This is a genomic window from Faecalibacter sp. (assembly GCF_057177045.1).
Genome location: NZ_CM169987.1, coordinates 2,881,433 through 2,894,938, shown reverse-complemented (window position 1 = coordinate 2,894,938; position 13,506 = coordinate 2,881,433). Strand labels below are relative to the sequence as shown.

At 36.8% G+C, this 13,506-nt stretch carries 6 protein-coding genes, 2 tRNA genes and 3 rRNA genes; 1 reads left to right on the top strand and 10 read right to left on the bottom strand.

From position 1 onward, the window contains the following. Positions 1-21: 21 nt before the first annotated feature. The 4 genes from AC1QSP_RS13480 to AC1QSP_RS13465 form a co-directional block, all read right to left on the bottom strand. Positions 22-834, bottom strand: coding sequence for a GLPGLI family protein (locus tag AC1QSP_RS13480; protein ID WP_484079124.1), 813 nt, complete (start codon positions 832-834; stop codon positions 22-24). 70 nt (positions 835-904) lie between these two features. Then, positions 905-1,594 carry an SDR family NAD(P)-dependent oxidoreductase gene (locus AC1QSP_RS13475; protein ID WP_484079123.1) on the bottom strand — a complete coding sequence of 230 codons (690 nt, stop codon included), beginning with the start codon at positions 1,592-1,594 and terminating at the stop codon, positions 905-907. After that, positions 1,563-2,546, bottom strand: a complete 984-nt coding sequence (locus AC1QSP_RS13470; RefSeq protein ID WP_484079122.1) for an ABC transporter ATP-binding protein — start codon at positions 2,544-2,546, stop codon at positions 1,563-1,565. Before AC1QSP_RS13470 ends, AC1QSP_RS13475 begins: the two co-directional genes overlap by 32 nt. Next, on the bottom strand, positions 2,543-3,547 hold the full coding sequence (locus tag AC1QSP_RS13465) for a FecCD family ABC transporter permease (RefSeq protein ID WP_484079121.1): 1,005 nt from the start codon (positions 3,545-3,547) through the stop codon (positions 2,543-2,545). The genes AC1QSP_RS13470 and AC1QSP_RS13465 overlap by 4 nt, the downstream gene beginning before the upstream one ends. A 563-nt stretch (positions 3,548-4,110) precedes the next feature. Here AC1QSP_RS13465 and AC1QSP_RS13460 point away from each other — a divergent pair. Further along, positions 4,111-5,316 carry an IS256 family transposase gene (locus AC1QSP_RS13460; RefSeq protein ID WP_225539945.1) on the top strand — a complete coding sequence of 402 codons (1,206 nt, stop codon included), beginning with the start codon at positions 4,111-4,113 and terminating at the stop codon, positions 5,314-5,316. Between the two features lie 413 nt (positions 5,317-5,729). On the opposite strand, the gene rrf is transcribed toward AC1QSP_RS13460, so the two are convergent. From rrf to AC1QSP_RS13430, 6 genes are all read right to left on the bottom strand, one after another. Next, positions 5,730-5,837, bottom strand: a 5S ribosomal RNA gene (gene rrf / locus AC1QSP_RS13455). 147 nt (positions 5,838-5,984) lie between these two features. Further along, positions 5,985-8,765 (bottom strand): 23S ribosomal RNA (locus AC1QSP_RS13450). Between the two features lie 216 nt (positions 8,766-8,981). Continuing rightward, positions 8,982-9,055, bottom strand: a tRNA-Ala gene (locus AC1QSP_RS13445). Between the two features lie 41 nt (positions 9,056-9,096). Continuing rightward, positions 9,097-9,170: transfer RNA gene (locus tag AC1QSP_RS13440), tRNA-Ile, on the bottom strand. 173 nt (positions 9,171-9,343) lie between these two features. Then, positions 9,344-10,860, bottom strand: a 16S ribosomal RNA gene (locus tag AC1QSP_RS13435). Together the 16S, 23S and 5S rRNA genes with 2 tRNA genes alongside form the textbook arrangement of a ribosomal RNA operon. Before the next feature lie 1,541 nt (positions 10,861-12,401). Further along, complete coding sequence (locus tag AC1QSP_RS13430) at positions 12,402-13,031, bottom strand: Crp/Fnr family transcriptional regulator (RefSeq protein ID WP_484079120.1); 630 nt, start codon at positions 13,029-13,031, stop codon at positions 12,402-12,404. Positions 13,032-13,506: the final 475 nt, after the last annotated feature.

Below are 13,506 nucleotides of genomic sequence, written 5' to 3'. Positions count from 1 at the left end.
CCTTTTTTAGGTAGCTATAGTTTATAAATTAAATTGTAATCCTTTTTCTATAGAATTATTCTTTTTAAGGAATTCCTCTTTTCTTAGATCCAGATATTTTTTATCTTTCACCGTATCATCACCGGTTTTACTTGTAATTTTTACGGGATTATTTTTAAATTCTTTTATCTTATTTTCAAATTCAATACGTTTTGAATTTACTTCATTTGCTTTCTCGTAAATTGGATATTTCGTAGTATCTATTTTAGCTTCCACTAAATCGAATTTGAAATTATTTTTATCATCACTTAACTCTAATATTAAACCAGGCAAACCTTGGAATTTATAAGGCCCATAAGCCACAGGGATTTTTTCGGTATACCATGCAGTCCAATTTCTACCAAAAGCTTTCGTTTTCGCTTTTTTTGCTTTATAATTTTGGATTCGTTTTTCTTCATCTACTAATTCCCAAGTTAGTTTAGTAACATCATCTTTAAATTTATAAGACAAGCCATCAATACTAGTATGTATATGATAAGCATTAGAATCTTTATTAAAATAGAGTTTTATATTTTGAGAATCTTGACCTTTTTGATTCATAAAGTCTGAGAAACTTAATTTTCCTTGTTTTACTAAATCTGTTAAATTACCAATTGTATCACTTGTAAAAAGTGCATTAGACATATAAGCATACCCCTGATTATTGGTAGATAAAATCATTTCTTCGCTTACAATTTTTGTTATATTTAGAGAATCTGGCGCAAATGTAAAATTGTATTTAACTAAATAATCTGTTTCTTTTTTACAACTATATAATAATGTAAAACTTAAACAAGTTAATAAGAAGTGTTTCATAATAGTGTATTTCATTCTAAGATATAAAAAAAGCTACCATTTGGTAGCTATTAATATTTAAATAAATAAATTATGGTGTAGAAATAGAAGCTTGTTGTGTTTTACCATTGAAATATTTCCAACCATTCAAACCAAAATCAACTAAATACGCTGCCATTTCGTGCGGTTGTGTTGGCGCGATGTAACCAGGGAAAGCTTCCTCTAACATTTCTGTTTGTACAGCTCCTAATGCTACGGCATTGATACGTGGTCCATTCTCTTTTAATTCTTCAGCCAATAATTCTGTTAAATTTACTGTTGCTGATTTCGATGATGAATAAACCGATAATCCTGGGAATTTAACCGATCCTTGTACAGCACCCATTGTAGATACATTAACGACATGAGATGTTGTATCAAATTTTGGAAGTAAAACTTGAATCAAACGATAAGGCGCCATAAAATTTACTTGCCATGAACGGATTAAATCTTGTTCGGTAATGTCTTGAAAAGGCTTATTGATACATAAACCTGCATTATTATATAAAATATCTACTTTATCCCAAGATGATACAGCTTCTAAAGCTTTAGAAATTTCTTCAAAATTAGTTAAATCTAATCCAAGAAATTCATATTGTCCGTCTTGCGCAAAATCCTTTAATTCTGCCAACTTATCTTCATTACGAGAAATTGTTAAAACACGATTACCTAAAGCCAAATGTTGTTTCGCTAATTCGTATCCAATTCCTCTACTTGCTCCTGTTATTATTATATTTTTCATGTTCTTGTATGTATGTGATTAAAGATGCGATATGATCAAAATGTACATCCTTCCATTGAATGGTTGATGGATTGAATGAAAGTTCGTCCATCAGATTTGACTCACTCGTTATTCCAAGACGAGATAAAGCATGTTGGATCCAATACTTTATTTCCTCATTAGGATTACCCCCTGCAATGGGTGCATCAAAATTCAATTGATAGGCATTCGACTTCGAATCATATTTCAATTGCCCTCCTGATAATTGTTCCAAAATTTTATGTCGATAGGCAATATCTTCTGGAAAGCCTTCAAATAATTGCTCATTTTCCATCCACCATAATTTATCAGCGAATTGCAAAGCCATCTGCGCATCGTGAGTGATAAATAAAATGGATTTCTTTTTCTCACGGTTAATGCGTTGAATGAGTTTAAATATTTTAATTTGATTTTCGATATCCAGATTGGCTGTAGGTTCATCCAAAATTAAAAAGGGTGTATCTTGTATCAACGCACGGGCAATCATTACCAATTGCAATTGACCTTCACTCAATTCATCAGCATATGCATCTAAAAGATGTTCTAAACCAATGAATGTAATAACTTCCTCCATCAAATCCAAAGCTGTTTGATCCATTTTTTTAAAATTGATCGAACGATGCAAATGACCTAAAGCTATTAACTCTCTGACTTTAATCGAAGGAACTTGATGAAGTTTCGAAAAAACTGCTGCAACTATTGATGCTCTTTCTGTCAATGCAATGGTATGAAGTTCTCTTCCTTGCAATAATATTTTTCCACTTTTATAGGGGGTTAATCCTAAAATCGTATCCGATAAAGTCGATTTACCTTGTCCATTTTTACCCAATAATACGACAAATTCACCTGCTTGTATACTCGCATTAATGGAACGAAACAAAACTTGATTATGATATCCCAATTGTAAATCTGAAATTTTTAAAAATTCAATCATGACTTAATTTCAAATTTATGGTTTAATAAAATCGAAATGACTATTGGTGCGCCAATTAATGAGGTTATTATATTAATAGGTAACGTTCCAAATGGAAAAATTTCAGTTAAAATTAAAAAGAATAACATCGTATTCATTCCTGAGATGATAATCCATTTTAATAATAAAAAAATATTGGATGTTTTTAATACAGAGCGACACAAATGAGGGATAACTAAACCAATGAAACCTATAGGTCCAGTAAAAGCAGTTGCTGCTGAAGTTAGTAAAGCTGATGCAATAAGTATGGTCATTCGTAATGATTTCAAATGTATCCCCATAGTTTGGGCATATTTTTCACCAAAATTTAAAGCCACAATCCCTTTTAATGTTTTTGTTGTTAACATCAAACCCAAAGTAACACAGAAAGCGAAAATTAAAATTTGAGACCAAGTTAATCCACTTAAAGTTCCAAAGCCCCACATTAAAAATTGCTTAATTTGTTCGGATGGCGCAAAATACTGCATCAGGCTAATTAATGCAACGGTTAGTCCACTCATCATAAATCCTAGAATAATTAATGATGCAGATGATTTAATACGTTGTGCAAAGCTTAATATTAAAATTAAAGCGGCAAATGCGCCTATAAATGAAGCGATAATAATAATCCAAGGATGGTTGAGGTATTGTGTTAATCCTATGATGGAGAAAAGAAATACAACAATTCCTACTCCTAAACTCGACATGGATGTTACTCCTAGAACCGATGGTTCAGCCAATGGATTTTTAAATAATTCTTGCATTAAAAAACCCGCAATGGGTAAGGCTATTCCGACAAGAATTGCTGTTATTGACTTCGGTAATCGAAAATTAAGAATCAAATTAGAAACCATTTCATCAGAGGAATGAAAGATGGAAAGATAATCCGAGATCATTAAGTCTGCTTTACCTACAACAATACTGATCATAAATAATACAACCCATAATGCTACACTTCCTATAAAAGCAATTCTTTCATTCATCGGAACAAAGATAAAAATATGCAGGAAATTTAAAGGTCTTAATTCAAGAAATTGACAAGAGATATTCCTTCTATTAGAAGGCATAATTCTTACTAAAATTTCAAAAGGTAAGAAATATTAATTTAGAGATTCATCATTTGTGAAGCAGAAGATTTAATACTTTATCTCAAGTGAAAATCTTTAATTCTTAGTTTAAGAAATAAGACAATTGTACGTTATACGTTTTTCATTTTTCACTTTTCACTTTTTATTAACGTTCATAACTTAAACACATCACCACTTAATCACTTAAACACTTAATCACTTAACCACTCTTCATGCGCAAAACATACGATGAAGTTAGAAGTTAGAAGTTAGAAGTTAGAAGTTAGAAGTTAGAAGTTAGAAGTTAGAAGTTAGAAGTTAGAACAAAAGTAATTTTTCACTTTTCACTTTTCACTTTTCACTTTTAGTTATTCACTAATCAGGCAGTATCCAAAAAACTGTGTAAACATAAAATAGGGTGGGTTATTATAACTCACCTTTATTTTTTTTTTAATTACATTTATAAAACACAGTTTGTTATGAAGAAATCTGTCGGCAAAATGATCAAAGATCAAGGTTTATTAGAAGGCGTTAAAACGCAAGAAGACCTTAGTAAATTACTAAAAGAACTCCATTCAGAATTATTAGAAGCCATGCTCCATGGCGAGCTTGAAGCACATTTAGGCTATTCAAAAAATGAAAAAAGTGATAATTCTAATTCACGAAATGGGACTACTTCCAAACGTATAAAAAGCGAATACGGAGAATCTACAATAGAAGTTCCACGTGATCGAGAGGGTAGTTTTGAGCCTATAATTGTTCCAAAGCATCAATCCAAATCAGTTTCAGTCGAAAATATGGTGATATCGCTATACGCTAAAGGTCTGAGTGTATCGGATATCGAATCGGAACTTTACGAATTATATGGTTATAAACTCTCTACTTCTGCGATATCTATCATCACCGATAAAGTGAATCAGCAAGTATTAGATTGGCAAAACCGTCCATTAGAATCGGTTTATTGCATTGTTTGGATGGATGGTATCGTTTTTAAAGTTCGACAAGCCGGAAAAGTGATAAATAAGACTATTTATTTAGCCGTTGGTCTAAACCGTGAAGGATACAAAGAAATCCTTGGAATGTGGCTTGGAGAGAACGAGTCTGCTGCTTTTTGGCAAGGTGTAATGACAGATTTAAAAGTTCGTGGTGTGGAAGATATTTTGGTTTCTGTAACCGATAATTTGCATGGTTTTACACAAGCAATTAGCAATATTTTCCCTCAAACAAACACGCAAATTTGCGTAGTTCATCAGATCAGAAATTCAGCTCGATATGTGGTGTGGAAAGATAAAAAAGAGTTTACTTCGGATATGAAATTAATTTATAATGCGACAAGCAGAGAAATGGCGGCGCATGAATTAGATCGTTTTGCAGAAAAATGGAATCAAAAATATCCTTATGCAATACAATCTTGGAGAAAGAATTGGGACGAATTAACCGTATTTTTTGACTTTCCGGTAGAAATTAGAAAAATTATATATACCACTAATTTAATTGAAAATCTAAATGGAAAAGTCCGTAAATACACTAAAAATAAGATGGTTTTCCCAACGGATGATGCGCTTAAAAAATCGGTATATTTATCCTTAATGCAGATATCCAAAAAATGGACAAAACCAATTCAAAACTGGGGATTAATTTTAAATCAATTTTTAGCTATATTTGAAAAAAGGGTTCAACTATAAAATAGTCAAACCCATCTGAAATATGTTTACACAAAATTTTGGACAGTGTCACTAATCATTTTTCATTTTACAAAAACAAAACGTATAACGTAAAACGTACCACGTATAACGTAAGACGTAAGACGTAAGACGTAAGACGTAAGACGAAGTTAGAACAAAAGTAAATTTTTCACTTTTCACTTTTAGTTATTCACTAATCTTTTTGCTCAAAATTATTTATTCACATACAAAAATCGGTCACTGAGGTTCTCGAAGTGCCGATTTCCTTTGTCTTCGAGAACCTCAGACACCGGAAATCTTTCATTCAGCACGAAACATTAGCAAAGTAAAGATTTAAAGCCTATAGCATAAAGCCTACAGCTTATAGCATAAAAAAATCCCCAACCAAATAAATGATTGAGGATTTAAATAAAGACTGGCGGCGACCTACTCTCCCGCAATAGCAGTACCATCGGCGCTGAAAGGCTTAACTTCTCTGTTCGGAATGGGAAGAGGTGAGCCCTTTCGCTATAACCACCCTAATTTCTTAGATATTTTTAATTAGGTTTTGTTCCTAATCTATTTTTGACATTATTAGATAATTGAATACAAATACTCTTGTTTTATACAATCCAGTATACAATTCAAATAAGATTAACTAACCTTCTCTATGACGGTTAAATTAATATTTGAAAAAGTTTATGGGTAATTAGTACTACTCGACTTTGACATCACTGCCTTTACATCTATAGCCTATCAACGTGGTAGTCTGCCACGACCCTTTAAAGAAGTCTAATCTTGCGGCGAGTTTCGCACTTATATGCTTTCAGTGCTTATCTCATCCAAACGTAGCTACTCAGCGGTGCACCTGGCGGCACAACTGATACACCAGAGGTTTGTTCAACACGGTCCTCTCGTACTAGAGTCAAGTCCGCTCAAACTTCTAACGATCACAACAGATAGAGACCGAACTGTCTCACGACGTTCTGAACCCAGCTCGCGTGCCACTTTAATGGGCGAACAGCCCAACCCTTGGGACCTTCTCCAGCCCCAGGATGTGACGAGCCGACATCGAGGTGCCGAACCTCCCCGTCGATGTGAGCTCTTGGGGGAGACTAGCCTGTTATCCCCGGAGTACCTTTTATCCTTTGAGCGATGGCCCTTCCATACGGAACCACCGGATCACTATGTCCTGCTTTCGCACCTGCTCGGCTTGTTGGCCTCACAGTCAAGCACCCTTATGCCATTACACTCTACGCACGGTTACCAAGCGTGCTGAGGGTACCTTTGAAAGCCTCCGTTACTCTTTTGGAGGCGACCACCCCAGTCAAACTACCCACCATGCACTGTCCTTCTATCTAGAAGTTAGGCTCCAAGTAAATAAAGGGTGGTATTTCAACAATGACTCCACAAATCCTAGCGAACCTGCTTCATAGTCTCCCACCTATCCTACACATTATTTACCCGAAGTCAATACAAAGCTATAGTAAAGGTTCACAGGGTCTTTTCGTCCCGTTGCGATTAACCGGCATCTTCACCGATACTACAATTTCACCGAGCTCATGGTTGAGACAGTGCCCAGATCGTTACACCATTCGTGCAGGTCGGAACTTACCCGACAAGGAATTTCGCTACCTTAGGACCGTTATAGTTACGGCCGCCGTTTACTGGGGCTTCAGTTAAGAGCTTCGCCGAAGCTAACCCCCTTCCTTAACCTTCCAGCACCGGGCAGGTGTCAGACCCTATACGTCATCTTTCGATTTTGCAGAGTCCTGTGTTTTTGATAAACAGTCGCCTGGGCCTTTTTACTGCGGCTGACTTACGCCAGCGACCTTTCTCCCGAAGTTACAGGTCTATTTTGCCTAATTCCTTAACCATGACTCACTCGAGCGCCTTAGGATACTCTCCTCGACCACCTGTGTCGGTTTACGGTACGGGCTGCACATCTCGCTATTTCTTGGAACAATTTTCAGAGGATTATCACGCCACCCGAAGGATTTGTGTACTATCCCTGCTTTACGCAGGTTCAACGTGCTATTCCGTCAGCACGCACCTCCTACAATCATTCGTCACTTTTATTGAGTGCAGGTACGGGAATATTAACCCGTTTGCCATCCACTACCCCGTTTGGGTTCGTGTTAGGACCCGACTAACCCTAAGCTGATTAGCATAGCTTAGGAAACCTTAGTCTTACGGCGAATAAGTTTCTCACTTATTTTATCGTTACTCATGCCTACATTTTCTTTTCTAAAAGCTCCACCACCCATTACCAGGTGACTTCTGCGCCGTTAGAATGCTCCCCTACCAGTCATACATAGTATGAATCCATAGCTTCGGTAATATGCTTATGCCCGATTATTATCCATGCCGGATCGCTCGACTAGTGAGCTGTTACGCACTCGTTAAATGAATAGCTGCTTCCAAGCTAACATCCTAGCTGTCAATGCAATCCAACCGCGTTTTTTCAACTTAGCATATATTTGGGGACCTTAGCTGATGGTCTGGGTTCTTTCCCTCTCGGACATGGACCTTAGCACCCATGCCCTCACTGCCTAGAAACATATATTAGCATTCGGAGTTTGTCAGGAATTGGTAGGCGGTGAAGCCCCCGCATCCAATCAGTAGCTCTACCTCTAATATACTTCACTAAACGCTGCACCTAAATGCATTTCGGGGAGTACGAGCTATTTCCCAGTTTGATTGGCCTTTCACCCCTACCCACAGGTCATCCGAAGACTTTTCAACGTCAACCGGTTCGGTCCTCCACTTTGTGTTACCAAAGCTTCAACCTGCCCATGGGTAGATCACAAGGTTTCGCGTCTAATACCACTGACTATATCGCCCTATTCAGACTCGCTTTCGCTTCGGCTCCGTACCTGAAGTACTTAACCTTGCCAGTGACATTAACTCGTAGGCTCATTATGCAAAAGGCACGCCGTCACACTTACGTGCTCCGACCGCTTGTAGGCGTACGGTTTCAGGTTCTATTTCAACTATCTATTCGATATGCTTTTCACCTTTCCTTCACAGTACTAGTTCACTATCGGTCTTTGAGGAGTATTTAGCCTTGGAAGATGGTCCTCCCATATTCGGACAGAATTTCTCGTGTTCCGCCTTACTCGTTATCAACCTTATAACACTTTCGCTTACAGGACTATCACCCTCTTCGGTTAACCTTTCCAGGTTATTCTGCTAGCATTATAAAGTCTTTAGGGCTAATCCGCGTTCGCTCGCCACTACTTACGGAATCTCAATTGATTTCTTTTCCTATTGGTACTTAGATGTTTCAGTTCCCAACGTTCGCTCTCTGATAAATCAGAGTGACATACCTTCAGTATGCCGGGTTGTCCCATTCGGAAATCTACGGATTAATGCGTATGTGCCGCTCCCCGTAGCTTATCGCAGCTTATCACGTCCTTCATCGCCTCTCAAAGCCTAGGCATCCGCCGTACGCCCTTAGTAACTTTTTTCATAATTTAACCGTCATAATAATGAGCGGTTATGTTAATCTTACTCGTTTTTGTTTAATTGTATACCTTCAATTTGCCGAATTAAATCGTTTAATTATTTAATTCTATATTGCTTTGATTAATTTCTTAATCTCTGTTTGATTGTATGTCGTTAACAATTTCTTGTTATCTTTTTCTAATAATGTCAATGAACTCTTCTTGTCCGTTAGGACTTCGTGGAGAATATCGGAGTCGAACCGATGACCTCTTGCGTGCAAGGCAAGCGCTCTAGCCAGCTGAGCTAATCCCCCTCTTTTTACGTATTACGTACGACGTTAAACGTTTTACGTTGTAGTCTCAGGCAGACTCGAACTGCCGACCTCTACATTATCAGTGTAGCGCTCTAACCAGCTGAGCTATGAGACTCTTTAATACTCTTAAAGAGTGGTCTATATTTCTAGTTTTCAGTAGTTAGTAATGAGTACTTAGATTTTCTAATTACTATTTATTTTTTACTAATTACTAGTATATGACAGTAAAATAAAACCGAATTAAGGTCAATCTTCTAATTTAATAGAAGAAAATTCGTCGTTCTCTAAAAATGAGATGTTCCAGCCGCACCTTCCGGTACGGCTACCTTGTTACGACTTAGCCCTAGTTACCAGTTTTACCCTAGGCAGCTCCTGTTACGGTCACCGACTTCAGGTACCCCCAGCTTCCATGGCTTGACGGGCGGTGTGTACAAGGCCCGGGAACGTATTCACCGCATCATGGCTGATATGCGATTACTAGCGATTCCAGCTTCATAGAGTCGAGTTGCAGACTCCAATCCGAACTGAGATAAGTTTTCGAGATTCGCATCCTGTCGCCAGGTAGCTGCCCTCTGTACTTACCATTGTAGCACGTGTGTAGCCCAAGACGTAAGGGCCGTGATGACTTGACGTCGTCCCCACCTTCCTCTCAACTTGCGTTGGCAGTCTCATTAGAGTCCCCGTCTTTAAACGCTGGCAACTAATGATAGGGGTTGCGCTCGTTGCAGGACTTAACCTAACACCTCACGGCACGAGCTGACGACAGCCATGCAGCACCTTGCATTCTGTCCGAAGAAATATCTGTTTCCAAATACGTCATTATGCATTTAAGCCTTGGTAAGGTTCCTCGCGTATCATCGAATTAAACCACATGCTCCACCGCTTGTGCGGGCCCCCGTCAATTCCTTTGAGTTTCATTCTTGCGAACGTACTCCCCAGGTGGGATACTTATAACTTTCGCTTAGCCACTGAACTTGCGCCCAACAGCAAGTATCCATCGTTTACGGCGTGGACTACCAGGGTATCTAATCCTGTTCGCTCCCCACGCTTTCGTCCATCAGCGTCAGTTGAGGCTTAGTGACCTGCCTTCGCAATTGGTGTTCTGCGTAATATCTAAGCATTTCACCGCTACACTACACATTCCAGCCACTGCAACCTCACTCAAGACCAACAGTATCAATGGCAGTTCCATCGTTAAGCGATGGGCTTTCACCACTGACTTATTGGTCCGCCTACGGACCCTTTAAACCCAATAAATCCGGATAACGCTTGCACCCTCCGTATTACCGCGGCTGCTGGCACGGAGTTAGCCGGTGCTTATTCATATGGTACCTTCAGCTACTCACACGTGAGTAGGTTTATCCCCATATAAAAGAAGTTTACAACCCATAAGGCCGTCATCCTTCACGCGGGATGGCTGGATCAGGCTTTCACCCATTGTCCAATATTCCTCACTGCTGCCTCCCGTAGGAGTCTGGTCCGTGTCTCAGTACCAGTGTGGGGGTTCACCCTCTCAGGCCCCCTACAGATCATCGCCTTGGTGAGCCGTTACCTCACCAACTAGCTAATCTGACGCATGCCTATCCTACTGCGATAAATCTTTCAAAATCTCATCATGCAATGAAATTTATTATAAGGTATTAATCCAAATTTCTCTGGGCTATCCCTTTCAGTAGGGCAAGTTGCATACGCGTTACGCACCCGTGCGCCGGTCTCAAGATAGCAAGCTACCTCTACCCCTCGGCTTGCATGTGTTAAGCCTCCCGCTAGCGTTCATCCTGAGCCAGGATCAAACTCTCCATTGTAAATAATTTCTTTTAGCATTTCTGCTTATGTTTTACAACTTCGAATTTCCTTTAGCTCTATTATTTAAGGATTGACCTAATTTATATTCGGCTTTTATTTCTTCTGTCTATATTGTAATTTCAAATGAACTTCTCAAATCATGCAAACTTCTTTCGTTGTTTGCGGTTGCAAAGGTAATACTTATTTTTAAACTACAAAATCTTTTTTAAAAAATTTTTGAAGTTTTATTTTTTCAAGACGCTATTAAGATTTCACTTAATTTTCATCTCTCATTAATAAGTTACTTCTTCGCGATTTCAAGTTTTCAATACTACTCTTCTTTCGTATTGAGAGTGCAAATATAGGGCAACATAATTCGTTTTTCCAAATGGTTTTGTGAATTATTTTCACTTTTATCCCTAACTCACTGAACCTCGGTGAAATATTTTTAAAAGTGTTTTATGTTTTGGGATAATAGCTATGGGATAAAGGTTAGTAAAATACAAATTGATATACTGTCTATACCTTATCCTGCCTTTATCTTGCCTTTATCTTGCCTTTATCCTGCCTTTATCCTGCCTTTATCCTGCCTTTACCCTGCCTTTACCCTGCCTATATCTAGGAAGTATCAATTATAAAGACTGCGAGCTTTTATATTAAATGATTTTATTATCGAAATATTGCAGCTTAGAATTTTTGACAAATTTTATGCGTCTTGCCACTTATCGTCTTACTTCTCGATAAAATTTTATTCATTTCATTTCGAAAATTACTCAAAGTGACGGATAGGTTAGAAGAAAAGTAAATTTTTCAATTTTAACTTTTAGTTATTCACTAATCATTTTCATTTTACAAAAACAAAACTTATAACGTAAAACGTACCACGTATAACGTAAGGCGTAAGACGAAGTTAGAACAAAAGTAAATTTTTCACTTTTAGTTATTCACTAATCTTTTACATTTTACATTTTACATTTTACTTTATACAAAATAACCTAGAACCCATAATAACTTAAATAAGATGTAAGGTTTAAGACTTAAGGCTAATTCGATATACTCCTGACTGCGAAATTGTAGCGAAACTAAATAAGCTTAGAATAACGGATAAACTTCATTTTATTTTCATTTTTGTCTTGACACAAAAACGAAACAAAAAAGTCAAGACGGCGATTCTTGACGGTCAATCGACATCTCGTTTCACTAAAATGATTAAATCACTCGCATTCGCTCGGTAATCATTTTTACGCTACACTTTATGGATTGACGCTCGTCTGCGAATCGTAAGGTCGTTTTCTTTTAAAATATTTCTGCTAATAAATTCCTCGAAAAGCTCAATTTAATTATAAGAATAGAAAGATTATCTCATTCTCTAATTAACTCATTAACAAATTAACTAATTTTCAAATTTTCACATTCACTAAATCACTACCTCATTACAATATTAATGCAAAGACCAAATGAAATTAAAGAATTACTATAGAAGCAGACTTTTACATATGGATTAAATTCGTATCAAATTCATTATACAATTGATTTCTATTATCACCTCATCTGGAGGTTACTATTGAATGGTTATTACATTTCGATTTAAATGTAAAAAATTTTCTTTTTCTAAAGCTTTCAATAAACGGGAGATGACAACTCGAGAAGTATTCAGTTCGTATGCAATTTCTTGATGTGTTTTATTAATCACTTTACCTTTATTAATACTAGCGACATCCAACAAATATTTTTTTAATCGTTGGTTCATATCATTAAATGCCAAATTATCAATTGCAGATAACATTTCTTCCATTCGATTGGTATAACTATCAAATATAAATCTTCGCCACGAAGGATATTTTGCCAACCATTCGTCCATTTTATGAATTGGAATCATAATCAGTTGCCCATCCGTTTCAGCAACAGCTCGAATCTTACTTTGCTTATCTCCTAAACAACAAGCCATCGTCATTGCACAAGTATCACCTTTTTCTAGAAAATACAAAAGCAATTCACCTTCATCATAATCTTCTCGCATAATTTTAAGGGCACCTGATAAAAGTATAGGCATACCTGTGATGGTCTGATTCAGATCAATCAATAAATCATTTGCTTTAAAATCGATTAACCGACCTAAATCTTCAATTTCATCTAATAATTCTTCATCGAATATAGAAGGATATGTACTTATAATTTTCTCTTTAATCATTTAGTATGGTAATTTATGTTTAACACCCCCATAAAGATAAGCTCCTAAAATAGCTCCAACAATAACATTTACGTAGGATTTATCGATATTGTTATCGAAACCAAAATTGGTCCTAAACATTCACCTACTACTGCTCTACTTAAACCGACGAAAATATTTCCGTTTAAATATCGAGCAATCAATTGAATTTTAGGCGTAATCGTAAAGGGTATTCATTTAAAGTTTTCAATTGATTTCTTTTCCTCCATTATATTACAATTAATCCGAAACTGTAATGTATCCATAATTCTCCGCTTGATTAAAAAATGAAAGTATATAGAAAATCAACTATAAAAAAACCGCCGATAAATTTTGACTTCTAGGACAAAGGTCAATTATTTTTAAACATCAAAAGTGACAAATGTTACATTGATCATTCTTTAAAAAATAGAGCTAAAAAATTATTGATTTTCTGATTTCGGATAAAAATCTTTAC